Below are 23,957 nucleotides of genomic sequence, written 5' to 3'. Positions count from 1 at the left end.
CTCGCAGATGCGAGGCGGGTGCCCGTGCGGGCCTCGCACCCGCGGATCAGATCCCCAGAGCGCGCCTCAGATAGGGAGCCGTCGCGCTCACCTGGGAGGCGGCCACCTGCTCGGGGCGGCCCTCGGCGACGATCCGGCCGCCCCGGTCGCCCCCGCCGGGACCCAGGTCGAGCACCCAGTCCGCGCCCGCCACCACCGCCATGTCGTGCTCCACGACCACCACCGAGTCACCCGCGTCCACCAGGCCGTGCAACTGGCCGCTCAGCACCTCGACATCGGCCGGGTGCAGCCCGGTGGTCGGCTCGTCCAGGACGTACAGCGTGTGCCCGCGCCGTACCCGCTGCAATTCGGTGGCGAGCTTGATGCGCTGGGCCTCGCCGCCCGAGAGTTCGGTGGCGGGCTGGCCGAGCCGCAGATAGCCGAGCCCCACGTCGAGCAGGGTGCGCAGGCTGCGCGCGATCCCCTCCACTCCGGCGAAGAACCCGGCCGCCGCCTCCACCGTCAGGTCCAGCACCTGCGCGATGTTCCTGCCCCGGTACTCCACCTCCAGGGTCGGCGGGTTGTACCGCGCCCCGTGACAGTCCGGGCAGGGCGCGTAGGTGCTGGGCAGGAACAGCAGCTCGACCGAGACGAAGCCCTCGCCCTGGCAGGTCTCGCACCGCCCGCCCCTGACGTTGAACGAGAACCGCCCCACCCCGTAGCCGCGCTCTCGGGCGGTCGGTGCCTGGGCGAACACCTTGCGCACCGTGTCGAACAGCCCCGTGTACGTCGCCAGGTTGGAACGCGGGGTGCGCCCGATGGGCCGCTGGTCCACCCGCACGACCCGGTGCACCGCCTCCGCCCCGCTCAGCGTCGTGTACGCGGGGTGCGGCGCCTGCTCCTGGCCCTCCACCGGGCGGGTCAGGGCGCCCGCGAGGACCTCGCCGACCAGCGTGGACTTCCCCGAGCCGGAGACCCCGGTCACGGCCGTGAAGACGCCGAGCGGGAACCGCGCGTCCAGACCGTCCAGGTTGTGGCGGCGCACCCCGGTCAGCTCGATCCAGCCGGAGGGCTCCCGCTGCGGCCGGGCGCGCGGGGCGGGGGCGCCGAACAGGAAGCGCCGGGTCGCGGACTCCTCGACCGTGCGCAGCCCGTCGACCGGGCCGCTGTGCAGCACCCGCCCGCCGTGCTCGCCCGCGAGCGGGCCCACGTCCACCAGCCAGTCCGCGCGCCGGACCACGGCCAGCTGGTGTTCGACCACGAACACCGAGTTCCCCGACTCCTTGAGCCCGTGCAACACGTCGAGCAGCGCCTCCGTGTCCGCCGGATGCAGGCCCGCGGAGGGCTCGTCCAGCACGTAGACCACCCCGAAGAGGCCCGCGCGCAACTGGCTCGCGAGCCGCAGCCGCTGCAACTCCCCGGCCGAGAGGGTGGGCGTCGGGCGGTCCAGGGACAGATAGCCGAGGCCCAGCTCCACGATCGTGTCGAGCCTCGGCAGCAGGTCCTCGACCAGCACCCGCGCCGTCTGCCCGCCGCCCGCCGCGCGCAGCAGCGACGCGAGTTCCGCCACCGGCAGCGCGACGACCTCGGCGATCGTCCGGCCCGCGAAGGTCACCGCCATCGCCTCGGGTCGCAGCCGGCTGCCGTGGCACACCGGGCAGGGCGTGCTCTCCAGGTACCGCGCCGCCTTCGCGCGCAGCGGCTCGCTCTTGGAGTCCGCGAAGGTCTTCAACACGTACCGCCAGGCGCTCATGTAGGTGCCCTGGTACGGCCGTTGAATACGGCCCGCCTCCCGCACCGGCTCCACGGTCACGGTGGGCTGCTCCTCGGTGAACAGGATCCACTCGCGGTCGGCCGGGTCCAGTTCGCGCCAGGGCCGGTCCACGTCGTAGCCGAGCGCGTGCAGCACGTCCCGCAGGTTCTTGCCCTGCCAGGCGCCCGGCCAGGCCGCGATCGCCCCCTCCCGGATGCTCAGCGAGGGATCGGGCACCATCAGCTTCTCGGTCGTGCGGTGCACCCGTCCGAGCCCGTGGCACTCGGGGCAGGCCCCCACCGCCGTGTTCGGCGAGAAGGAGTCAGAGTCCAGCCGCTGTGCCCCGGGCGGGTAGTCACCGGCCCGGGAGAACAGCATCCGCAGCAGGTTCGACAGCGTCGTGACCGTGCCCACCGAGGAACGCGAGCCGGGAGCGGAGCGCCGCTGCTGGAGGGAGACGGCCGGCGGCAGCCCGCTGATCCCGCCGACCTTCGGCGCGCCGACCTGGTGGATGAGCCGCCTCGCGTACGGGGCGACGGACTCGAAGTACCGCCGCTGGGCCTCGGCGTAGATCGTCCCGAAGGCGAGCGAGGACTTCCCCGATCCCGAGACCCCGGTGAAGACGGCGAGGACGTCCCGGGGCACGTCCACGTCGACGTCCCGCAGGTTGTTCTCGCGGGCGCCCCGGACGCGGACATACGGGTCATGAGCGGTGTCCATGGGGAAATCCTACGGAGCAGCGCCGCTCCCGCGCGGCGGGGGAGACCGGCCGGGCGGGAGAGAGCCGGACGGACGAGAACCCCCGCCCCTGCGCAACGGTGCGGAAGGACGGGGGTTTCGGGCGCGTGCGGGCGCCGGCCCCGCGCGGCTCAGACGACGGTCGGCGCCACCGTGTCGTCCGGGGCCAGGCTGTCCATGAAGGAGCTGACCGAGAACACGGCGTTGCCCGCTCCGGGCGGTCCGTAGCCGGGGGGCGAGGACAGGCCGAACTCCTCCATCGTCGCGCGGTACGCCTGGAGCAGCCGGATGTGGTACTCCAGCGGCGCACCCTCCGGGTTGGCCTTGCCCAGCGGGGTGGTCGGCTCCGGGCACCAGGTCGTGAAGCGCGGGGTGATGCCGTGCGACATGAAGAACCGCAGGCCCTCGGTGGTCGAGGCGATGGCCTCGTCGACCGTGGTGAAACCGAAGGGCTCCGCCATCTCGACGCCCGCCACGAAGTTCGGGATCACGTTGCGCGCCCCGAACACCTCGGTCGAGTCGAGGATGCGCTTGTGCCACTCGTCGCGGCCTACGTAGCGCTCCTTGCCGGGGCAGTACAGCTCGAACAGCCGCCGGTCCCACACCTCGAAGTTCGGGTGGTAGATCTGCACCCCGTAGTCCTTGAACCGCTGCACGTCCGGCTTGGGCAGCGCCTGCGCGACGACCTTGCCGATCCACCGGCCGGGGAAGCGCTCCTCGATGGCCTTCGCGTAGTGCCCGTAGAAGTCGGCCTCGTCACGCCCCGCGACCTTCGAGGTGATCGCCCCACCCGTCAGGGTGTACGCGGTGGACGCCTTCGCGGTGTCGTAGCGGTCGATGATCTCCAGCGCCTCAAGGACCTCCTCGACATCCTTGACCCCGGTGTAGGGCCGCCCGGCCGCCTTGTGCTGGCGCCAGTTGTGGTTGATGTCGCAGTACCCGCACTCCTCCTTGGCCCCGAAGTACTGGCACACCCGGAACACCGTCAGGTAGATCAGGTAGCCCCACTGGATCGTGGGCGCCACCTCCATGACCGACTTCCCGTTCGACAGCTTGTGCCGGTAGTACTCCGGCATGGGCGGCACCCCGACGTCGGCGATCCGCTTCCCGTCGAGGAACAGGGCGAGCATGCCGTCCTCGTCGGCGGCCACCCGGTAGGGGGAGGACGGGTTGACCCGCACCGACACCACCGTGCGGCGCAGGTCGTAGGGTCCGCCGGTCAGCACGATCTCCTCGGGCGGCCGGCGCAGCGCGGCCTCGCCCAGCTCCGGCAGCGTCCCGTGGTCGAAGGAGAAGATGAAGTACGACTTCGGTTTGACCTCGCCGGACTCGTTGTCGCTCAGCGCGGACTTGTCGAAGGCGACCCCGCCCCGCAACAGGTCCTCCTTGAACACGGCTTCCCTCGGTACCCCGGGAAACCGCTCCAGCAGGTCCTCCACCAGTGCCGTACGGCTGCTCATGCCTTCTCCTCACTCTCCCCCGATCGTTCCCCGACCACCGTAAGCCCCGCCTCCCACGCCTCTCACCGCGCCTGCCCGCGGACGCCGCCGTGATGTCCGGCCAGGCCCGCCACGCGCGCGAGCCGGCGGTACGAAGCGGCCAGCGCCTCCCGGTCGTGGGTACTGGTCGTCACCAGGTACTCGTCGGCACCTGAGCGTTCCAGCAGCTTCTCCAGCCGCTCGGCCACCTCCTCCTCGGTCCCGCTGACGTGTCCCCGCAGCGCCTCCTCGAAGAGCGCGCGCTCGCGGGTCCCCAGCGGCAGCCGCTCGATCTCCTCGGCCGGGAGCAGCGGCGGGAAGACGCCCCGGGTGCGGGAGTACGCCGTCGACCACGCCTCGGACAGCAGCATGCGGTGCGCCTCGGCGGAGGTGGCGGCGACCGCGACCGTCCCGGACAGCACCACGTACGGGCTCGCGCACCGCGCCGAGGGGCGGAAGGCGGCCCGGTACTCCTCGACGGTCCGCAGCAGGGCCTCCTCGCCCCGCACGGCGGCGATCACCAGGGGCAGGCCCGCCTCGGCGGCCGTCCGCGCGCCCCGTCCGGTGGCGAGGACGAAGGCCGGGACCCGCAAGCCCTCCGCGGGCCACGCGTGGACCTGCGGATAGGCGTCCTGGGAGCCGTCGAACCAGCCGAGGAGTTCGGCGAGCTGCCCGGCGAAACGCCGCGCGTCCTCCTTGTCGTGCCCCAGCGCCCGCCGGATGCCGTCCGTGAACCCCACGGAGCGGCCGAGCCCCATGTCGACCCGGCCGGGGAACAGCGACTCCAGGACCCCGAACTGCTCGGCGACCACGAGCGGCCGGTGGTTGGGCAGCATGACGCCGCCGGTCCCCACCCTGATCCGCGAGGTGGCCGAGGCGACGGCTGCGGCCAGCACCGTCGGAGCCGAACCGGCGACCCCGGGGACGCTGTGGTGCTCCGACACCCAGAAGCGGTGGTAGCCCAGCTCCTCGGCGAGCCGGGCGAGGGCGACCGTGTCGCGCAGCGCCTCGGGGCCGCTGTGCCCCTGCCGGACGCGGGAGCGGTCGAGGACGGAGAACCTGGTGGTGGCGATGGCAGAACTCACACCCTGGTCAACGTGCGCGACCACGGAGGATTCCCGCCGCCCGGGACCGCACGCCGCCGGACGGGTCACGCACCCCGGCGCGCCGTGGCTCAAACACGTCCCTCCCCGCTCCGTGCGGGAATGCCTCGACGGCCCCCTCACTTGGCACGGACACGCGCACGCGGATCACCCGCGCGCGTCCGTCCGTCGTACCTACGTCAGGAGCAGGCCGTGACCTTTCTGGTGACCGGGGCACGAGGGCGGGTCGGCCGCGCCGTGGCGCGCGGGCTGCTCGACGCGGGCCGGTCCGTGCGCGTGGCGAGCAGCGGGCCTCCGGGCACCCTCCCCGGCCTCGCCACCGCGACCGTCCCCTTCAACCAGCGCGATCCGGCCGTGCTGGCCGCCGCCCTCACCGGGGTGAGCGGGGTCTTCCTGTACGCCCGGCCCGAGGGCGTCGAGACCTTCGTCCGTGCCGCGCGCGCCTGCGGGGTCGAGCACGTGGTGCTGCTCTCCTCGCTCGCCGTCCTGGACCAGGGGGCGCAGGACAGCGCCATCGCCCGCTCCCACCGCGCGGTGGAGGAGGCGCTGACCGCCTCCGGTATCGCGCTGACCCTCGTGCGGCCCGGGGGGTTCGCGAGCAACACCCTCCAGTGGAGCGAGGCGATCCGCACGACACGGCGGGTGGACCTCGCCCACCCGGACGCCTACACCGAGCCGGTCCACGAGCGGGACATGGCCGAGGTGGCGGTGCGCGCGCTCCTCGACCCCGCTCATCGAGGAGCCGTCCCGCACCTCACCGGCCCCGAATCGCTCACCCAGGCACGGCAGGTGGAGCTGATCGCCGAGGCGATCGGCAGCCCGGTCACCGTGCGCCAGGTGTCTCCCGAGGAGTACCGGGAACGGCTCGCCGCGCACCTGCCGGGCCCGGTCGCCGACGCGGTGCTGCGCGGCCAGGCCGCGCGCGTCGGACACCCCGGGCCGACGTACGACGGGGTGCGGGAGGTGCTCGGCCGGCCGGCCACGAGCTTCGCCCGGTGGGCGCTCGACCACGCCGGGGACTTCCGGTGACCGGGGCGGACCGTACGGGCTCCGCCCCGCCTCACGCCTGATTCCCGATGCGTCTGCGCGAGACGCACCGCGGGCCATGCGCATGCCGAACTCCGCACCGGAACGCGGGACATGGGCAGTACGATCACCGCAGACCGCGCTGGACCGCGCACCCGTACTCCGAGGAGAACGTCATGTCCGAGCAGCCGCTGCCACCCTCCGTGCGCGACCGGATCAACACCTCGCAGGCGCACACCGCGCGTATCTGGAACTACTGGCTGGGCGGCAAGGACAACTACGAGGTCGACCAGGTGCTGGGGGACCAGATCCGGTCCCTGCACCCCGGCATCGGGGACTACGCGGTCGCCGACCGGCGCTTCCTCGGCCGGGTCGTCCGTCACCTCGTCCAGGACCTGGGCATACGGCAGTTCCTCGACATCGGCACCGGTCTGCCCTCGGCCGACAACACGCACGAGGTGGCGCAGCGACTCGCACCCGAGTCCCGGATCGTCTACGTGGACAACGACCCGCTCGTCCTCGCGCACGCCCGCGCCCTGCTGGTCGGCACACCGCAGGGGCGCACCGACTACCTGGACGCGGACCTGCGGGACGTCGACCACATTCTCGAACAGGCCGCGAAGACACTGGACTTCGACCAGCCGGTGGCGCTGGTCCTGCTGGGCGTGGTGATCTTCCTCGGTGAGGACGAGGCGGCGTACGGCACGGTGCGCAAGCTGCTGGACGCGCTGCCCGCAGGGAGCCATCTGGTCCTGTCGCACACCGTCAGGAAGCCCGACATGCCCGATGTGGACGAGGCCGTGGCCTTCTGGAACGCCAACGGCACCCCGAAGCTGACGCAGCGCACCCCGGAGGGCATCGCCCGGTTCTTCGACGGTCTCGAACTGCTGGAGCCGGGCGTCGTCGCGTGCAACCACTGGCGCCCCGAGGACCCGGCCGAGGCCGCGGCGCCCGAGGTCGCCATGTTCGGCGGCGTGGCCCGCCTCACCGGCGGGGAGTGAGGCGCCGGGGCGGCGGCGCCCCGAGGGCTCGCGGTGTGAAGAACGCCGGGTGCGGCAGAACCAGGACCGCGGGACGGCCCGCCGTACGAAGCCGGAACGACTGCGGGCACTGAGCCGCGAACGGGGGATCGCGCTCCTGGCCGACGACGACGAACGGGTCTGCCCGGAAGCGCGGAACACGGGCTTCCGCGTCGTACGCGCCGACTGGGCACAGCCCTCCGCGCCCCTGCGCCGGGCCCAGCAACCCGGGGGCCACACCTGAGGCGCCGTCATGCGAACGGCCCGCGAAGCCCGTCAGGCGTACCGGGCCCGGAGCGGAGCGAGGTCCGCGGCGGACAGCTCCGGTACGACGAAGGCCCGCGCGCGGACCAGGGAGAGGAACGCGGCGGGCAGCGCCACGTGGTAGCGCCCCACGTAGTACGCGAGGTCGGCGCGCCAGATCCAGGTGCCGTCGGTCAGGAGCGTCGCGCCGCCCGGCAGGGCGGGCGCGGCCGGGTCCACGGCATCGCGCTCGCTCTCCCAGGCCACGCGTACCGTCACGCCCGACCGCAGATAGTGCCGTATCTCCTCCTCGTCCGAGGGGCCCGTCGAGCGGGTGAAGTCCCGGACCGGGCCGCAGCGTCCCACCCCCTCGGGCGCGGACAGCTCGTCGAAGAAGCCCACCGTTTGCGACACGAGTTCCCTCCCCCAGCGGCCGGTGCGCGATCCGCACGACGTTACCCGCGGGCCGGCCGCCCGGGCACCGGCCGGGGCGGTCCGGCCGGTGCCCGGCCGACGGCACCGGCGGGCGGCGCCCCGAGCCTCAGGTGTGCGCGTCGCCGCTGTCGGAGGTGCCCTCCTCCAGCCGGAAGCCGACCTTGAGCCCGACCTGGTAGTGCTCGACCTCGCCGTTCTCGATGTGCCCGCGCACCTGGGTGACCTCGAACCAGTCGAGGTTGCGGATGGTCTCCGCGGCGCGCGCGATGCCCTTGCGGATGGCGTCGTCCACACCCTGGGTGGAGGTGCCGTAGATCTCGGTGACCCGGTAGACGTTCTCGGTCATGGAATCGTGCTCCTCGTTGTCGCGACAGGGCCGGAGTTGTCCAGCCTCCGTACGGCGGCCGACGGGGGACGTCCGCGCCGCCGGGCTGCACGGGGCAGCCGTCCCGCTCGTTCCCCCTCCACGGTGCCGCACTCCCGCCGGGTGCGCGAGACGGGGCCGCGCCCGGCCACCCGGCGGGGATCCGCCCGCGGGAAGCACCCTCCGTATACCGTCCGACACCCTTTCGTAGCCCTCTCGTGTCACACGCGTACCTTGACGGCCTCTTTGGCCCATACCAGACTGCTCGCGCACCCGTGCGATTCATCAGTCGCGTCCCCCACGTCGGGTCAGCCCGCCCTGTCCGCAGACGGAAAGCCACCCACGTGAACCAGCGCCGCCTTCTCGCTGTCGTCGTCCTGCTCGCCTCCAGTTCCTCTCTCTCGGCCTGCGGAGTACTGCCGGGCTCCGGTGAGGACCGCAAGACCGTCACGGTGTGGCTCATGAAGGACAGCGCCTCCTCGGCCTTCCTCAAGCGTTTCACCAGCGCGTTCGAGAAGGAGCACGGCGACCTGCGGCTCAAGATCGAGATCCAGTCCTGGACCGGGATCGGCGACAAGGTCACCAAAGTGCTCAAGGGCGGCGAGGACGTGGACGTCCCCGACGTCATCGAGGTCGGCAACACCCAGGTCGCGCAGTACGTGGACCAGGGCGGTCTGTACGACCTCACCCTGGAGTCGATGCGCGACCTCGGCATGGAGGACTGGATACCCGGCCTCGCCGAGCCCGGCCAGTTCAACGGCTCCCAGTACGGCATTCCGTGGTACGCGGCCAACCGTGTCGTGATCTACAACAAGGAACTCTTCGAGGCGGCCGGCATCAAGATGACGCCGAAGACCCGCGAGGAGTGGGTGCACGACACCGAACTGCTCAACCGCGACGGCCACCAGGGCATCTACCTCGCGGGCCAGGACTGGTACACGCTGTCCGGGTTCGTCTGGGACGAGGGTGGCGACATCGCCAAGGGCTCGGGCGGCCTGTGGAAGGGCAGTCTCGACACGCCGCAGGCGCTCGCCGGGATGGCCTTCTACAAGCAGCTCCAGGCCCTCGGCAAGGGGCCGAAGGACGCCGACGAGGAGAACCCGCCGCAGACCGAGGTCTTCGCGAGTGGCGACGTCGGGCAGATCGTGGCCGTGCCCGGCTCGGCCGCCGTCATCACCGAGAAGAACCCCGAGCTGAAGGACAAGATCGGCTTCTTCCCCGTCCCCGGCAAGACCTCCGCCAAGCCCGGGTCCGTCTTCACCGGCGGCTCCGCCCTCGTCGTCACCCAGCGCTCCAAGAACCACGAGGCCGCGCTCGACGTCGTCTCCGACCTGGCCGGCGAGAAGTGGCAGACCGACCTCGCCCGCACCATGAACTACGTCCCCAACAAGACGTCCCTGGCCGGTGCCGTGGTCGGTGAGCCCGGCGTGGGCGCGATGGCCAGGGGCGCGGAACAGGGCCACTCGGCGCCCGCCTCCCCCCGCTGGGCCGCGGTGGAGGCCAATAACCCGATCAAGTCCTACATGACCCAGGTCCTCACCGGCGCCGACCCCGAGAAGGCGGCCCGTGAGGCGTCCGACAAGATCACCAAGGCGCTGGACACCAGCCGGGGGGAGTGAGGCGGGCGGCGGCGGCTCCTCGGGCGAGCCGCCGCCCACCTGGCGGGCTACCGCCCTGCCGCCCCGTCCACCCCCCACAGCGACAGGGCGAAGCGCCCCGCCTCGTCCGTCCACCAGCGCACCGGGTTCAGGCCCACGGCGGCCAGCTCCGCGCGGGCACTCTCCTCGCGGAACTTGGCCGAGACCTCGGTGCGCAGTTCCTCGCCCTCCGCGAAGTCCACCGTCAGGTCCACCGCGGGGATCTTGACGCTCTGCCTGAGCACCGAGCGCAGGCGCATCTCGACCCACTCCTGCCCGGAGTTCCACACGGCGACGTGCCGGAAGGTCTCCGGGTCGAAGTCCGCGCCCAGTTCACGGTTGAGCACGTACAGCACGTTCTTGTTGAAGGCCGCCGTCACGCCGGCCGCGTCGTCGTAGGCGGCGACCAGCGTCCCCTCGTCCTTCACCAGGTCCGTGCCGAGCAGCAGCAGATCGCCCGGCGTCAGCAAGCGCCGTACGGAGCCGAGGAAGGCCGCGCGCTCCGCGGGCAGCAGATTGCCGATCGTGCCGCCGAGAAAGGCGATCAGCCGGGGCCCCGGGGTGTCGGGCAGCGCGAGCGGCGCGGTGAAGTCGGCCACCAGCGCGTGCACCGACAGGCCCGGCCGGTCCGCGGCGAGTGCCTCGCCCGCCGCACACAGCGCGCTGGAACTGACGTCGACCGGGACGTAGGTGTGCAGGGTGTGCAGTTCGTCGAGCAGGTGCCGGGTCTTGTCGGAGGAGCCGGAACCCAGCTCCACGAGGGTACGGGCCCCGGAGACGGCGGCGATCTCCGCCGAACGGGCCAGCAGGATCTCCCGTTCCGCGCGGGTCGGGTAGTACTCGGGCAGCGTCGTGATCTCGTCGAACAGGCGGCTGCCGCGCGCGTCGTAGAACCACTTGGGCGGCAGTTCCTTGGGCGTTTGGCCGAGGCCGGCCAGGACGTCGGCGCGCAGCGCCGCCCCGGTCGTGTCCTCGGGCAGGGTGCGGGTGAGGGCGAACGTGGTCACTGCGGCGGCTCCTTGAGAGGGGTCAGCAGGATCTCGGCGCGGCTCGCGCTGAGCAGCGTGCGGTCGGGCACCTCGCGCCACAGCGGATCGTCGTCGTAGGGCTCCGAGGCGACCACCACGAGCCGCCCCGGATCGGCCAGGTACCACAGCGAGTCGCCCCACGCGCTCGCCGTGATCGAACTGCCGTCCGTCATCAGCAGGTTGAGTCGGGAGCCGGGCGCGGCCCCGGCCACCTCCACGACCGTGTCCCCGAGCGCCTGCTGCGCCGGGTCCCCGGTGCGCAGCCGGTTCAGGACCAGCGCCCACACGAACGCGGAGTCGCAGCGCGCCTCCAGGGACAGCAGCAGCTCCGGCGGCAGCGTGGCCGTCAGCTCCGCCATCGAGTGCGGCCAGCCGCGCACCGCCCCGTTGTGGCTGAACAGCGTGCGCCCGTCGGCGTACGGCGCGCTCGCCGCCTCGTCGTCCGCGCCCGGGACGGTCGCGTCGCGCACGGCGGCGAGCAGGGCCTCGCTGCGCACGACCCGCGCGAGGTCCTGGAACGAGGGGTCGCCCCACATCGGCCCCGGCCGGCGGTAGCGGGCCGGGACCGGATCACCCGGGGCGTACCAGCCCACCCCGAAACCGTCGGCGTTGACCGTCCCGTGGCGCTGCCGGCGCGGCGCCCATGCCTGCCGGTACAGACCGTGCGCGGGCTCGACCAGGCGACGGCCGAGCGGCTCCGCGGGCCCGGTGAGCACCGCGATGTGGCGGCACATCAGGCGTCCTCCCCGGGTTCCGCGTCCCGCGCGGTGCGGAAGCCCGCGAAGATCTGGCGCCGCACCGGATAGTCCCAGTTGCGGAAGGTCCCGCGCACCACGACCTCGTCCGCCGCGAAGGAACCGCCGCGCAGCACCTTGTGCTCCTTGCCGAAGAACACCTCCGAGTACTCCCGGTAGGGGTAAGCCACGAAACCGGGGTAGGGCAGGAAGTCGCTCGACGTCCACTCCCACACGTCGCCGATCAACTGCCGTACGCCGTGCGGCGAAGCGCCCCGCGGATAGCTGCCGGCCGGCGCCGGGCGCAGATGCCGCTGCCCGAGGTTGGCGTGGTGGGGGCCCGGCACCTCGTCGCCCCACGGGTAGCGGCGCGAGCGCCCGCTCCCGGGGTCGTGGCGCGCCGCCTTCTCCCACTCCGCCTCGGTCGGCAGCCGGCGCCCCGCCCAGCGCGCGTAGGCGTCGGCCTCGTACCAGCTCACGTGCACCACCGGTTCCGCCTCGCGGACCGGCTCGTCGACGCCGAAGCGGCGCCGCCACCACGTACCGCCCTCACGCCGCCAGAACAGCGGCGCCGACAGGTTCTGCCGGCGCACGAGTTCCCAGCCCTCCGGGGCCCACCAGCGCGGGTCCGTGTAGCCGCCGTCCGCCATGAACCGCAGGTACGCCCCGCAGGTGACCGGGGCGGTGTCGAGGTGGAAGGCGGGCACCAGCCTGCGGTGCGCGGGCCGTTCGTTGTCCAGCGCCCACGGCTCGTCGGAGGTGCCCATCGTGAACGCGCCCCCGGGGACGAGCACTTCGGCCGGCCCGGGGTCGCCCCCCGCGGCCTCGGGCTCGGGGGCCGACAGGACGGCGGGCCCCTTGCGCAACTGGTGGGTGATCAGCATGGTCTCGTCGTGCTGCTGCTCGTGCTGGGCGACCATCCCGAAAGCGAAACCGGCCTCGGTCAGACCCGACCCGAAGTCGCGCGAGCCGAACTCCGCGCCCGCGAGCAGGTCGAGGACCCGGCCCCGCACCTCGGCCGCGTACGCCCGCGCCTCCCCGGGCGCCAGCAGCGGCAGCGAGGGCCGCTCCGAGCGTGGATGCTCGAAGGCGTCGTAGAGCGGGTCGATGTCGGGCCGCATCGCGTCCCGGCCCGCCACGGCGCGCAGCAGCCACAGCTCCTCCTGGTTGCCGATGTGCGCGAGATCCCACACCAGTGGTGACATCAACGGCGAGTGCTGGGCCACCAGGTCGGGGCCCTCCACCACGTCGGTGAGCAGCGCGGTCCGCTCCCTGGCCCGGCGCAGGGCGGCCACGGCCCGCTCCCGCAGCACCTCCGCGCCGGTCCCCGCCACGGCGGGGTCGACAGCCGTACTTGCCTGCGGCCCGTTGGTCATGACAGGACGTCCTTCCTGCGCTGCGTCGTCGGGTGGGCCGGGGCGCGGTCCGCCCACAGCCCGGGCGGGGAGGCGAGCTCCTCCGGCGAGAGGTCGAGCAGATCGTCCGCGGGACAGCGGCCCCGTTCGACGTAGCGGTCGGCGAAGGCCGCCACGGCGTCCGTCACCGCCGTGCTCGCGCCGAGCCGGGGCAGCGCCTCGGCGGCCGCCGCGAAACACGTACGCGCCGCCTCGCGCAACTCCGGGTCGTGCAGGGCGTCCCGGGCGGCGTCCTGCCACAACCGGCCGCGGGGCGGGGCCTCGGGACCCAGCCGCTCGGCGAGCGGCTTGACCGCCCGCGCGGCGGTCTCGGTGGCCTCCGGGTCGTCGAACAAGGCGGTGGTGACGGCGAGCGGTACGACCCACCCGTCCGGCCCGCGCTGCGCGTCGATCATCCGCAACTCCAGATGGCCCCTCGGGCGCACCGGCGGGAAGAGGGTCGTGATGTGGTACTCCAGATCCTGTCGGGTCGTGGGCCGGTGCCGGCCGGTCCGCGCCCACTCGCGCAGTGTCAGCCCCTCGGGCACCGGCCACGGCCCGCTCTCGGACCGTACGCACATCACCGGGGTGTCCAGGACGTGCGCGGCCCACGCCTCGTGCGGCCGGTCCGTCACCGGGGGAGCGGCCGAGCGGCCCGGTTCGATGTCCGCCCACAGGGCCTGCCGTGTGGACCGCCACCCGGTCCGCCGCCCGCCCAGGTACGGCGAGTTGGCGAAGGCCGCGACCAGCACGGGGCCCAGCAGGTGCGCGAGCCGCCAGCGGTGCCCGAGCCCGAGCGGTCCCGGCTCCTCGTGCCCCGCGTCCAGGCACACCTGCACGGAGGCCGAACAGCACATCATGTTCCGGCCCGCCGCGCCCGCGCGGTCCAGGTACTGCTCCATCGCGTCGTACCGGGGTTCGCGCAACATCCGCCGCGGGCCGCGCCACGGATCGGTGCCCAAGCCCGTCAGCGCGAGGCCGAAGAGCTCCAGCGCGGCCCGGACCAGCCGCAGGTCGGCCTGCACCTCCTCGACACACGCGGTCAGGGAGGGGGCGGGCAGGGAGCTGATCTCCAGCTGCCCGCCGGGTTCCACGGTCAGCGGCGCCCGCAGCGGCAGGCCGCGCAGCCGTGCGAGGACCGTGCGCAGCAGGCCGGGGGTCAGGGGGAGCGACGGCCGGTCCGGGGCGTGCACCAGCCACTCCAGTTCCACGCCCACCGCACGCGGCGGGCCGGTCTTGAAACAGATACCGCGGACCAGGGCCTCAAGATCGGCCTCGGTCACGGCCTCCTCATCCGTCATGGGAATCGGTCCTCCGGGTCGGAGCACGGTCATCGCAGCCTCCAGCCAAGACCAGCCCGCGCGATCCCACAAGGCCACCCCGGGCCGTCCGCCGCGGCCGAACGGATGAACCGAAGCTTTCCGGCCCCGGCGGGCGACGCGACCGGCCGGGGCCGGAGCGCCGCGTTCACCGGGCACCACCGGTGGGCAGGGGGCGGGTCGGGCCCCCTCGCGCCTTCCCCGGCCGGTTACCCCGTCACCGCCAGCCGTACCGCTCCTGAAGCCTGCGCACGACCGAGTTGAAGCGCATGCGGTCCAGCGCGCAGGCCTCGCGCCGCATCCCGAGTTCGTGCACCCGCAGGACCCGGTCGACGTCGACCCAGGAATCGCGGCCCGAGCGGTCCCAGGGACCGCTGCCGAGCGGCACCCACTCCCGGTCCCCGTCGTGCCGCCTGCTGGACAACTGCACGGCGAGCACCGTCCCGGCGGCCTCGCGCGCCACGACCAGCACCGGGCGGTCCTTGCCCCGGCCGTCGTCCTCCTCGTAGGGGACCCAGGTCCACACGATCTCGCCGGGGTCGGGGTCCCCGTCGTGGGCCGGCGCGTAGGAGGTGCGCACCGGGCCCACCTCAAGGGGATCGGCCTCGACGGTGGCGTGGGCCCCGTGACGTCCGGGCTCCAGCGGCCCGGAGGTCTCCCCGGTCCCGGGCCGGGCGGGGCGGGGGGTGGTGGTGTCATCGGTGGAAGCAGTCACCGGGCCACCGTAGACGGTACGGGCCGGGCCGCTCCGCCCGCCCCAACTCGGCTGATTCCAGAGGGGGAAGGGCTCGCTCCGCCGCCACCTCTCGCGGAGGTCCTGCCGTGTGCCGCTGATCACCGGGGGACTAGGATGGCCCGCGCTCAACCAGATCTGACCGGATGTGAGCACCAGTCAGCGGCCAGGCGTGCCCGCGTGCCCCCCACCGCGAGCCCCGGCCGCTGCCCGCGCGCACTCGGCCCCCCCGGACCACCTGACTGGAGACGCGCCCCATGCCCCTGCTCGACCCCAAGTCCTGGCAGCCCACCCCCCTGTCCGGCGCGGAGCACACCGTCGTCGAACCCGCCACCGGGGAAGAGCTGGGCCGGCTCACCCTCGCGTCGGCCGAGGACCTCGACGCGGCCGCCGAGACGGCGGACACCGCGCGCCGCGCGTGGGCCGCGACGCCCTACCCCGCCCGCGCCGCCGTCCTGCGCAGGGCCGGTGACCTGTTCACCGAGTACGCCGGGGAACTGCGCGACTGGATCGTGCGGGAGACCGGCTCGATCCCCGGCAAGGCCGGGTTCGAACTGCACGTCGCGGCCCAGGAGTGCTACGAGGCCGCGGCCCTCGCCTCCCGCCCGCTCGGCCAGGTACTGCCCAGCGAGGCCCCGCGACTGTCGTACACCCGCCGGGCCCCGGTCGGCACGGTCGGCGTCATCGCCCCGTTCAACGTGCCGCTGATCCTCGCGATCCGCTCGGTCGCCCCGGCCCTGGCCCTCGGCAACGCGGTACTGCTCAAGCCCGATCCGCGGACCGCCGTCAGCGGTGGGCTCGCCCTCGCCGCCGTACTGGCCGAGGCGGGGCTGCCCGAGGGGCTGCTGCACGTGCTGCCGGGCGACGGCCGGCTCGGGCAGGCCCTCGTCGCCGATGCCCGGGTCCCCGTCATCTCGTTCACCGGATCCACCCGCGCGGGCCGCGCGGTCGGTGAGACGGCGGGCCGCCACCTCAAGCGCGCCCATCTGGAACTGGGCGGGAACTCCGCCCTGATCGTGCTGGAGGACGCCGACCTCGACGCGGTGATCTCCGCCGCGGCCTGGGGCTCGTTCTTCCACCAGGGCCAGGTGTGCATGACCACCGGCCGCCACCTCGTGCACGCCTCGCTCTACGAGGAGTACGTCGAGCGGCTCGCCGCCAAGGCCGACTCCCTCGCGGTCGGCGACCCGTACCGGGACCAGGTGCACCTCGGCCCGGTCATCGACCAGGGACAGCTGTCCAAGATCCATCAGTTCGTCGAGGCGAGCACCGCGCGCGGCGCCCGGCTCGCGGCCGGCGGGACCCACGAAGGGCTGTTCCACCGCCCCACGGTCCTCGCCGACGCCGACGAGGACACCCCCGCGTACACCGAGGAGGTCTTCGGCCCGGTGGCCCCCGTGCGCTCCTTCACGGACCTGGACGAGGCCGCGCGGCTGGCCTCGGCGGGCCCCTACGGGCTCGCGCTCGGCGTCGTCACCCGCGACACCGCGCGCGGCCTCGCGCTCGCCGAGCGTGTCCCGACCGGGATCGTGCACATCAACGACCAGACCGTCAACGACGAGGCCGTCGCCCCCTTCGGCGGGGTCGCCGCCTCCGGCACCGGGGCGCGGTTCGGCGGCGAGTCGAACCTCGACGCGTTCACCGACCTGCGCTGGACGACGGTGCGCGAGGACGTCGCCGGCTACCCGTTCTGAGCGGGCCCGATCATCCGGTGAGTACTGGAGACCGCAAGGGGTGTTCACCCGTGTGAGTGAACACCCCTTGCGGACCGGTGCCTGTCAGCGTCTGTCAGTACCCGCCGGCAGCGATGTCGCCGTCCGCCGGGTGGGTCCGCCGCTGAGGCGTGCTCAGGCGCTCTCGCCCGGCTGCGGGGCCTGGCCGCCGGTGCTCTGCTCGGCCTCGGCGATCGACTTGCGCACCTCCGCCATGTCCAGCTCGCGGGCCTGGCCGATGACGTCCTGGAGGGCCGACTCGGGCAGCGCGCCGGGCTGGGCGAAGACCGCGACCTGGTCGCGCACGATCATGAGGGTCGGGATCGACTGGATACCGAAGGCCGCCGCCAGTTCGGGCTGCGCCTCGGTGTCCACCTTGCCGTGGACGAGATCGGGATTCTCCTCGGCCGACTTCTCGTACACCGGGGCGAAGGAGCGGCACGGACCGCACCAGGACGCCCAGAAGTCGATCAGGACGAACTCGTTGTCCGTGACCGTCTGGTCGAAGTTCTCCTTGGTGAGCTCCACAGTGCTCATGCTTTCCCTACTTCCTGGACTTCTCGGCGTCCGTGCCTGGCATGCGTTGCTGGCGTCCGGGCGGACCCGCTACGCACAACCCTGCCCCAGCACGTCGTATTCCGGGTTCCGCTACCCGTGTGGCAACCGTCCACACCCTCCGACAGACTGGCTGCCATGACGGATTCCGGAACGCCGCAGCACACCGAGTACGACGTCGTGGTCATCGGGGCGGGCCCCGTGGGCGAGAACGCCGCCGACCGCACGCAGGCCGCAGGACTGAGCACCGCGATCGTGGAGAGCGAACTGGTCGGCGGGGAGTGCTCCTACTGGGCCTGCATGCCCAGTAAGGCCCTGCTCAAGCCGGTACTCACGCAGGCCGACGCGCGCAGGCTGCCCGGCCTCGCCCAAGCGGTCTCCGGCCCCCTGGACGCGGCCGCCGTACTCGCGCGCAGGGACTCCTTCACCTCGCACTGGAAGGACGACAGCCAGGTCGAGTGGATCAACTCGGTCGGCGTCGCCCTCCACCGGGGCACCGGCCGCCTCGCCGGCCCGCGCACCGTCACGGTGACCGCCCCCGACGGAACCGAAACGACGCTCACCGCCCGGCAGGCCGTCGTCGTCGCGACCGGCAGCCGCGCCGTGCTCCCCGGCCTGCCCGGGATGGACACGGCGAGGCCCTGGACGAGCCGCGAGGCCACCAGCGCCCAGTCCGTACCCGGCCGGCTCGCGATCGTCGGCGGCGGCGTGGTCGCCGTCGAGATGGCCACCGCCTGGCAGGCGCTCGGCTCCGGCGTGACGCTGCTCGTGCGCGGCGCCGGACTGCTGGAACGCATGGAGCCCTTCGCCGGGGAACTCGTCGCCCAGCGGCTCGGCGAGGCCGGGGTCGACCTGCGCCTGCGCACCTCGGTCGCCGAGGTCGCCCGGGACTCCGGGGACGGCCCCGTCACGCTGACCCTCGGCGACGGCGGCACCCTCCAGGCCGACGAGGTCCTGTTCGCGACGGGCCGGGCCCCGCGCACCGACGACCTCGGCCTGGAGACGGTCGGCCTCGAACCGGGCACCTGGCTCGACGCGGACGACAGCTGTCGCGTCAAGGGCACCGACTGGCTGTACGCGGTCGGTGACGTCAACCACCGGGCGCTCCTCACCCACCAGGGCAAGTACCAGGCCAGGATCGCCGGGGCGGTCATCGCGGCGCGCGCCGCGGACGTCGGCGTCGACGCCTCCCCGTGGTCCCCGCACCAGGCCACCGCCGACCACGCGGCGGTCCCGCAGGTCGTGTTCACCGACCCCGAGGCCACCTCGGTCGGGCTCACCCTCGCCGAGGCGCAGGCGGCCGGCCACCGGGTCCGCGCCGTCGACCAGGACCTCGGCTCCGTCGCCGGCGCCGCCCTGTACGGCGACAACTACACCGGCCGGGCCCGCATGATCGTCGACGAGGACCACGGCTTCCTGCGCGGCGTCACCTTCGTGGGCCCCGGAGTCAGCGAACTGCTGCACTCCGCGACCGTCGCCGTCGCCGGAGAGGTCCCCCTCGACCGGCTGTGGCACGCGGTCCCGGCCTACCCGACGATCAGCGAGGTGTGGCTGCGGCTGCTGGAGGCGTACCGGGGCTGATCACCCGCCACGGGGCCGCGCGGCGCGACCGGTTGAGCGCGCGGCCCGCATGGCGGGCGCACGCTCCAAGGGCGCGCTCGTGACGGTTCGGTGTGCTCCCGGCCCCGGCGCGCGATGCGCTCCTCAGGCCACGAACCGCGCCACGAAACGGCGTTGCCACGGAGTCTCCACCGCCCGGGCCGCGTAATGCCGCCGCACGTAGGCCACCGCCTCCCCGGCCGGTACCCCGTCGAGAACGGCCAGGCAGGCCAGCGCGGTGCCCGTCCTTCCGAACCCGCCCCCGCACGCCACCTCGACCCGCTCCCCGGCACAGCGTTCCCACACCTCGCGCAGCACCGCCGAGAAGCCGGGCCGGTCGGCGGGCAGCCGGAAGTCCGGCCAGCGCACCCACCGCGACTCCCACGCCGGCTCGGGCGGCGGCTTCCCCAGCAGGTACAGCCCGAAGGCGGGCAACGCCCCACCGGCCCCGGGCTCCCCGTGCCGCAGCCCCCGCCCCCGCACGCTCCGGCCCGAGGGCAGGAGGAGCACCCCCTCCGCCCCGGCCTGCCACCCGTTCGTCATGGACGCCGAGCGTAGTGGGGGAGCGCGGCGACCCGCCAGGACCCGTGACCGCCCGCCTCCGGAGCCGCGCGGGGAACGCATTCGCCACCCCGCGCCACGGGTCCGGCCTGCACGGCAAGGTCGCTGCAAGGGGACGGCAAGGAAAGGGCCAAAGCTTCCGGGCATCAGCTCGTGCGGAACGTGTTGTGCGCAGCCGACCATCATGGGGGAGAACGTGTCTGTCGCAATCACGAGAACAGCACTGATCGAGCAGGGGAGGTGGCTCACCGTCCAGGACTGCAAACGCGTCCTGGTCGTCGTCCACACGGTGACGTACGCGCAGCGACTGCGGGCCTACGTCAGTCTGCTGGAAGCCGACCTGCGGGTCCAGGTGATCTTCACCGTCGCCCCGCACGCCTTCGGTACGGGGGTCGTGGAGTACCTGCACGATCTCGGCATCACCACCGTGCCGTGGAGCGAGGCGGTGAGCACGGAGTTCGACCTCGCGCTCGCCGCCGGATCGCGAGGCATGCACGAGGTGCGCGCGCCGGTCGTCCGCGTGTCGCACGGTGCCAGTCACATCAAACAGGTGCCGAGGCCCGTGGGGTCCTCCCCGGACGAGGAACAGCCTCCCGGCATGCTGAGCCGCACCCAGGTGACGCGGGAGGGCCGTGTGGTGCCCGCCGCACTGGCCTACGCGCACGAGCGGGACGTGCGGGAACTCGCGCGCTTCTGCCCGGAGGCGGTGCCGGTGGCACACGTCGTGGGAGATCCGTGCGTGGACGGCATCAGGGCCGGTGTCCCACGTCGTGACCTGTACCGGCGGGCGCTGGGAGTCGGCAAGGGGCAGCAGCTCGTGGTGGTGTCCTCGACCTGGGGAGCGACCTCCACCTTCGGCCGCCTCGACGCCCTCCTGCCGCAACTGATCGGTGGGCTGCCCAGGGACCGGTACCGCGTGGCCTTCCTCATCCATCCCAACGTCTGGGCAGGACACGGGAGATGGCAGGTGCGCAGCTGGCTCGCCGGACTGCGGGGCCGCCCCGTGGCCGTGGTGCCGCCGGAAGCCGACTGGCAGTCCCTGCTCATCGCCGCCGACGTCGTCGTCGGGGACCACGGGTCCCTCACCGCCTATACGACGCTGACCGACGCGGCCCTGATCCTCACCCCGGGCCCGGGGCGCGCGGTCTCCGCCTACTCACCCGCCGCCCTGCTGTCGGCGATCGCTCCGGTGATGTCGCCCCTGCACTCGCTCGACGAACAACTGCGGCATGTGACCCAGGAGCACCGCCCGGGCCGCTACGCCGAAGTGGCGGCCCAACTGTCCTCGGTGCCGGGGCAGTTCCACCGCCGGATGCGCGGGCTGCTGTACCGGCAGCTGGCGCTGGGGGAACCCGCCCGGGACGCCGGTCCGGTACCGCCGCCGCTGCCTCCCGTGCTGTCCGACTGGGAGACCCCGGCGAGTCAGGAGGCGTCGTGACCGCGGGCCTGCCGCCGACCGGCCCGGGCCTGCCTCCCCGCGCGGCCTGGGTGACGGTATGCCTGGGCCCGCCGTGGCACACCGCTGCGGGCTCGCTTATCCCGGTCCGGGGCCTGTGGCGGGCGTGGGCCTCGCCGCTGACGGGGACTTTCCGCCTGACCGCGCTGGCGCACTCCGGGCCGGCGACAGGCACAGGTCCAGGCAGCGGTGCGGGCGTACCGGACCGTCACCTGTGGGCCGACACGGACACGGCGGAGGGGCTCCGGATCGCCGACTGCGCGGACGTCGTCCTCGCCGGAACGGTCCGGGCCCCGGCGACGGCCCACCACCACACCGACGCCCTGGTGCGGCGCCACCCGGGCTGTCTGCTCGCGGGGGCGGCCACGCGCGGGGGGATCGTGTGGAGAGGGCGGACCGGTGAGGGCGGCACCCTCGCCGGTCCGACCCCCGGCCACCTCCTGCTCTCCCTGCTGCACGCCTGGACGGTGCACGGCGGCCGGCCCGACGAGGTGCGGGGCGTGCTCCTGGGAGAAGGGCGCCCCGGCGGCTGAAACGGCGGCTGAAACGTCGGGTCGGGAACGGCGGGTCAGGCCACCGTCCCCGGCCCGTCTCCCAGTCGTTCGCCGATCCGCTCGGCCTTGGCCGGGTCGAGCAGCCTGAGGACGGCTTGTGCCGCTGCCAGCCGGTCACGTGCCCTCTCACGATCGCCCTGCTGTTCGGCGATGTCACCCAGCCACACCAGACAGGTGCCCTCCCAGTGGGGCGAGCGGGTTCCTGCGGCAACGAAGACGCCCAAGGCCTCCTCGACGAGCCGGGAGCCCGCGTCCGGCTCTCCCCGCAGGGCGGTCGCACGGCCCATCAGGGCGCAGGCACGAGCCGCCTCGTACGTCTCGTCCAGGCCGGTCAGCTCGGTGCGCGCCCGGGCCAGTTCCCGGACGGCGTCCTCGTGCGCCCCCTCCGCCAGCGCGACCTCGCCCAGCCGCACCCGGCTCAGAGCGGCCCCCCGGTGGTAGCCGACGGACTCCCGCAGCGCGAGTCCCCTGCCGAGCTGCTCCCGCGCTTCCGTGTACCGGCCGGTCAGCATCGCCAGGTGCCCCAGCCCGTTGTGCGCCTGGGCCTGCTCCTTGGGATCCCCGTCCGCGCGTGCCAGCTCCAGCGCCCGCCGGTACCAGTCCCCGGCCTCCTCGTACCGGCCCTCCTCCCGCAGCCCCACGGCCCCGGACGTCAGCATCCGGGCCACCCCGGGACGGGCACCCGCCCGCTCGGCCGCGTGCAGACCGAGACGGTGCGCCTCGCTCCACACGCCCGCAGGACGCAGACGCTGGAAGTACGGCCAGGTGGCGTCCACCAACTGCCAGCACAGGGCGTCCCAGCCGGCCGCGTGGGCGAGCCGTACCGCCTCCAGCAGCGCGGGTCCGTGATCGCTCAGCCAGCCGACCGCCTGCGGCGCGCCGTCCAGGGGCGTGCACGCCACGGATTCGGGCGCCTCGACGTTACCGGGCCTGCGGTGACTCGGGGTCAGGAGCCGCTCGGCCTCGGCGGCGCCGGCCAGACACCACCGCACGAACCGGTGCGCACACCGCTCCCGCTCGTCCTCGTTCGCTGCCTCGCCCCGCTCCGCGGCATGGGGACGGACGAGATCGTGGAAACGGTGCACGCCCGGACCGGTCTCCTCCAGGAGATGTGCCTCCAGCAGCGCGTTGACGGCGAACTCGGCCTGCCGAGCCGCTTCGGGACCACTTCCCGTACCGCACAGGGCCGTCAGCAGGGACAGCTCGAAGCGCTCCGGGGGCAGCGCGCCGAGACCCCGGTAGAGGGCCGCGGCCTGCTCGGGCAGCGACGCGTAGGCGAGGTCGAGTGCCGTGTGGACGACGGCCTCGCCGTCCACACTCAGGGCTCCAAGAGGCCCGCCGCCCTGGGCCAGCGTGCGGGCCAGGGCGGAAACGGTGCGCTGGGGACGCGCGGCGAGCTGGGCCGCGGCCAGGCAGACCGCGAGGGGCAGTCCCGCGCACAGGGTCACCACTTCCCGCGCGGCGACCGGCTCCCTGGCCACCCGCGCCCCACCGCCCGTCGCCAGCAGCTCGACCGCCGCCTCGGGCGGCAGCGGCCGCAGGTGGTGGGTCAGCGCTCCGTCGGGGGCCAGCCCGGTGAGCCGTCGCCGGCTGGTCACGACCGTGAGCCCGGTCGACGATCCCGGCAACAGGGGGCGCACCTGGGCGGACGTGGCCACGTTGTCCAGCATGAGGATCAGCCGCAGCTCCCAGGTGAGTGATCGCCACAGTGTGACGCGCTCGGAGAACTCGTCGGGAACGGCGGTCGCGCCCAGGGCCCGGAGGAAGGCGCTCAGAACCGCGGCGGGCGCCACCGGCCCGTCCCGGCCGTCCGCACGGTGACCGCCCAGGTCCGCGTACAGCTGCCCGTCGGGGTAGTGGTCCGTCCGGTCCTTCAGCCAGCGGGCGACGAGTGTGGTCTTGCCGACCCCGGCGAAACCGCTGACCACCAGCAGGACCGGATGTTCGCCCCCGCCGAGCCGGTCGAGCGCGCGCAGGTCCCCTCGCCGGTCGGCCAGCCAGTTGCGCGTCGGCGGCAGTTGGCGGGGCACCGGCCTGGGGGAGGAGGACGCCGGGGAGGTGGCGTGGAAGTGCACCCCGCCGTGGATCGTTCCGGACTGCACCGTCGGCCCGTTGAGTACGCTCCCGCTCACCGCGTTGCCGTGCGGAGGCGGCGTCGTGGGGGCCGCGTACCGTTCCAGCCACGAGTCGAGACGATGGCCGGTCTTCGGATCGAGCGCGGCGCTGGCGTCCAGGGCGGCGCTGAACGCCGGGCCCGTGGGCGCCTGCCGCCACAGCTGGGCGAGCGCCTCGTCTCGGGCGCACAACGGCAGCACGATGTCGGCCAGTTCGTGCCAGGCCGGAGACCTGGGCTGGTGCTGCCACCGGGCGACGGCCCGGTGAAGGGCCCCTGCGTCCCGCGACGACGAAAGCGGCATTCCTTGTCCCCCGAAGCGTGTTCAGTCGTTCAGCATATGCCAGTGGCAATAATGACCTTTCGGTGCCCTGGAGTTCTCCCCGGTTTTCACGTCCCTCCAACGAGAAGATGAAGGGGTCGA

21 protein-coding genes are annotated in these 23,957 nt (G+C 73.6%); 8 read left to right on the top strand and 13 right to left on the bottom strand.

All coding sequences use genetic code 11. The annotated features are described in order from the left end of the window. Positions 1 to 46: 46 nt before the first annotated feature. From uvrA to AB0J21_RS00705, 3 genes are all read right to left on the bottom strand, one after another. A complete protein-coding gene (uvrA, locus tag AB0J21_RS00715; RefSeq protein WP_363143556.1) occupies positions 47 to 2,452 on the bottom strand; it encodes an excinuclease ABC subunit UvrA in 2,406 nt (801 codons plus the stop codon). Positions 2,453 to 2,601: 149 nt separating this feature from the next. Then, the gene (locus AB0J21_RS00710; RefSeq protein ID WP_363143555.1) at positions 2,602 to 3,930 is read right to left on the bottom strand and encodes a radical SAM protein; all 1,329 of its coding nucleotides are present in this window, start codon (positions 3,928 to 3,930) and stop codon (positions 2,602 to 2,604) included. A gap of 62 nt (positions 3,931 to 3,992) precedes the next feature. Further along, complete coding sequence (locus tag AB0J21_RS00705) at positions 3,993 to 5,033, bottom strand: LLM class flavin-dependent oxidoreductase (RefSeq protein WP_363143554.1); 1,041 nt, start codon at positions 5,031 to 5,033, stop codon at positions 3,993 to 3,995. A 210-nt stretch (positions 5,034 to 5,243) separates the two neighbouring features. Between AB0J21_RS00705 and AB0J21_RS00700 the strand changes: the two genes are divergently transcribed. The 3 genes from AB0J21_RS00700 (at position 5,244) to AB0J21_RS00690 (ending at position 7,340) form a co-directional block, all read left to right on the top strand. Next, complete coding sequence (locus tag AB0J21_RS00700) at positions 5,244 to 6,080, top strand: NAD(P)H-binding protein (protein ID WP_363143553.1); 837 nt, start codon at positions 5,244 to 5,246, stop codon at positions 6,078 to 6,080. A gap of 173 nt (positions 6,081 to 6,253) precedes the next feature. Continuing rightward, entirely contained in the window at positions 6,254 to 7,078 is an 825-nt protein-coding gene (locus AB0J21_RS00695; protein WP_363143552.1) for an SAM-dependent methyltransferase, read from the top strand. Between the two features lie 49 nt (positions 7,079 to 7,127). Next, positions 7,128 to 7,340, top strand: a complete 213-nt coding sequence (locus AB0J21_RS00690; protein WP_363143551.1) for a hypothetical protein — start codon at positions 7,128 to 7,130, stop codon at positions 7,338 to 7,340. 32 nt (positions 7,341 to 7,372) lie between these two features. Here AB0J21_RS00690 and AB0J21_RS00685 read toward each other — a convergent pair whose 3' ends face one another. Further along, on the bottom strand, positions 7,373 to 7,753 hold the full coding sequence (locus tag AB0J21_RS00685) for a hypothetical protein (protein ID WP_363143550.1): 381 nt from the start codon (positions 7,751 to 7,753) through the stop codon (positions 7,373 to 7,375). Between the two features lie 127 nt (positions 7,754 to 7,880). Next, positions 7,881 to 8,120: a dodecin gene (locus tag AB0J21_RS00680; protein WP_363143549.1), complete on the bottom strand. Its 240-nt coding sequence runs from the start codon at positions 8,118 to 8,120 to the stop codon at positions 7,881 to 7,883. Between the two features lie 362 nt (positions 8,121 to 8,482). Between AB0J21_RS00680 and AB0J21_RS00675 the strand changes: the two genes are divergently transcribed. Then, positions 8,483 to 9,757, top strand: coding sequence for an extracellular solute-binding protein (locus AB0J21_RS00675; RefSeq protein WP_363143548.1), 1,275 nt, complete (start codon positions 8,483 to 8,485; stop codon positions 9,755 to 9,757). A gap of 47 nt (positions 9,758 to 9,804) precedes the next feature. Here AB0J21_RS00675 and egtD read toward each other — a convergent pair whose 3' ends face one another. The 5 genes from egtD to AB0J21_RS00650 all read right to left on the bottom strand — a co-directional run bounded on the left by egtD (position 9,805) and on the right by AB0J21_RS00650 (position 14,893). Continuing rightward, positions 9,805 to 10,782 carry an L-histidine N(alpha)-methyltransferase gene (gene egtD / locus AB0J21_RS00670; RefSeq protein ID WP_363143547.1) on the bottom strand — a complete coding sequence of 326 codons (978 nt, stop codon included), beginning with the start codon at positions 10,780 to 10,782 and terminating at the stop codon, positions 9,805 to 9,807. Next, entirely contained in the window at positions 10,779 to 11,537 is a 759-nt protein-coding gene (egtC, locus tag AB0J21_RS00665; RefSeq protein ID WP_363143546.1) for an ergothioneine biosynthesis protein EgtC, read from the bottom strand. Before egtC ends, egtD begins: the two co-directional genes overlap by 4 nt. Beyond that, a complete protein-coding gene (gene egtB / locus AB0J21_RS00660; protein ID WP_363143545.1) occupies positions 11,537 to 12,913 on the bottom strand; it encodes an ergothioneine biosynthesis protein EgtB in 1,377 nt (458 codons plus the stop codon). The genes egtC and egtB overlap by 1 nt, the downstream gene beginning before the upstream one ends. Next, on the bottom strand, positions 12,910 to 14,232 hold the full coding sequence (gene egtA / locus AB0J21_RS00655) for an ergothioneine biosynthesis glutamate--cysteine ligase EgtA (RefSeq protein WP_363143544.1): 1,323 nt from the start codon (positions 14,230 to 14,232) through the stop codon (positions 12,910 to 12,912). Before egtA ends, egtB begins: the two co-directional genes overlap by 4 nt. A 235-nt stretch (positions 14,233 to 14,467) precedes the next feature. Continuing rightward, the gene (locus tag AB0J21_RS00650) at positions 14,468 to 14,893 is read right to left on the bottom strand and encodes a type II toxin-antitoxin system PemK/MazF family toxin (protein ID WP_363144067.1); all 426 of its coding nucleotides are present in this window, start codon (positions 14,891 to 14,893) and stop codon (positions 14,468 to 14,470) included. Between the two features lie 347 nt (positions 14,894 to 15,240). Here AB0J21_RS00650 and AB0J21_RS00645 point away from each other — a divergent pair, with 347 nt between their 5' ends. Next, entirely contained in the window at positions 15,241 to 16,677 is a 1,437-nt protein-coding gene (locus tag AB0J21_RS00645; RefSeq protein ID WP_363143543.1) for a benzaldehyde dehydrogenase, read from the top strand. A 153-nt stretch (positions 16,678 to 16,830) separates the two neighbouring features. Here the strand turns inward: AB0J21_RS00645 and trxA are convergent, their stop codons facing one another. Further along, on the bottom strand, positions 16,831 to 17,232 hold the full coding sequence (gene trxA, locus AB0J21_RS00640) for a thioredoxin (protein WP_363143542.1): 402 nt from the start codon (positions 17,230 to 17,232) through the stop codon (positions 16,831 to 16,833). Positions 17,233 to 17,388: 156 nt separating this feature from the next. Between trxA and AB0J21_RS00635 the strand changes: the two genes are divergently transcribed. Further along, a complete protein-coding gene (locus tag AB0J21_RS00635; protein ID WP_363143541.1) occupies positions 17,389 to 18,831 on the top strand; it encodes an NAD(P)/FAD-dependent oxidoreductase in 1,443 nt (480 codons plus the stop codon). Between the two features lie 123 nt (positions 18,832 to 18,954). On the opposite strand, the gene AB0J21_RS00630 is transcribed toward AB0J21_RS00635, so the two are convergent. Next, complete coding sequence (locus tag AB0J21_RS00630) at positions 18,955 to 19,392, bottom strand: protein-tyrosine phosphatase family protein (protein ID WP_363143540.1); 438 nt, start codon at positions 19,390 to 19,392, stop codon at positions 18,955 to 18,957. Between the two features lie 214 nt (positions 19,393 to 19,606). Between AB0J21_RS00630 and AB0J21_RS00625 the strand changes: the two genes are divergently transcribed. Together AB0J21_RS00625 and AB0J21_RS00620 are read left to right on the top strand one after the other, a co-directional pair. Beyond that, positions 19,607 to 20,848 carry a hypothetical protein gene (locus tag AB0J21_RS00625; RefSeq protein WP_363143539.1) on the top strand — a complete coding sequence of 414 codons (1,242 nt, stop codon included), beginning with the start codon at positions 19,607 to 19,609 and terminating at the stop codon, positions 20,846 to 20,848. Beyond that, positions 20,845 to 21,399, top strand: coding sequence for a hypothetical protein (locus AB0J21_RS00620; RefSeq protein ID WP_363143538.1), 555 nt, complete (start codon positions 20,845 to 20,847; stop codon positions 21,397 to 21,399). Before AB0J21_RS00625 ends, AB0J21_RS00620 begins: the two co-directional genes overlap by 4 nt. A 35-nt stretch (positions 21,400 to 21,434) precedes the next feature. Here the strand turns inward: AB0J21_RS00620 and AB0J21_RS00615 are convergent, their stop codons facing one another. Further along, a complete protein-coding gene (locus AB0J21_RS00615; RefSeq protein ID WP_363143537.1) occupies positions 21,435 to 23,837 on the bottom strand; it encodes an NB-ARC domain-containing protein in 2,403 nt (800 codons plus the stop codon). Positions 23,838 to 23,957 lie beyond the last annotated feature (120 nt).

Origin of the sequence: Streptomyces sp. NPDC049954 (assembly GCF_040656295.1) — a bacterium.
Taxonomy (GTDB): Bacteria; Actinomycetota; Actinomycetes; order Streptomycetales; family Streptomycetaceae; genus Streptomyces.
The sequence above is the reverse complement of the archived record's forward strand: the minus strand, read 5'-3'. Positions and strand labels throughout refer to the sequence as shown.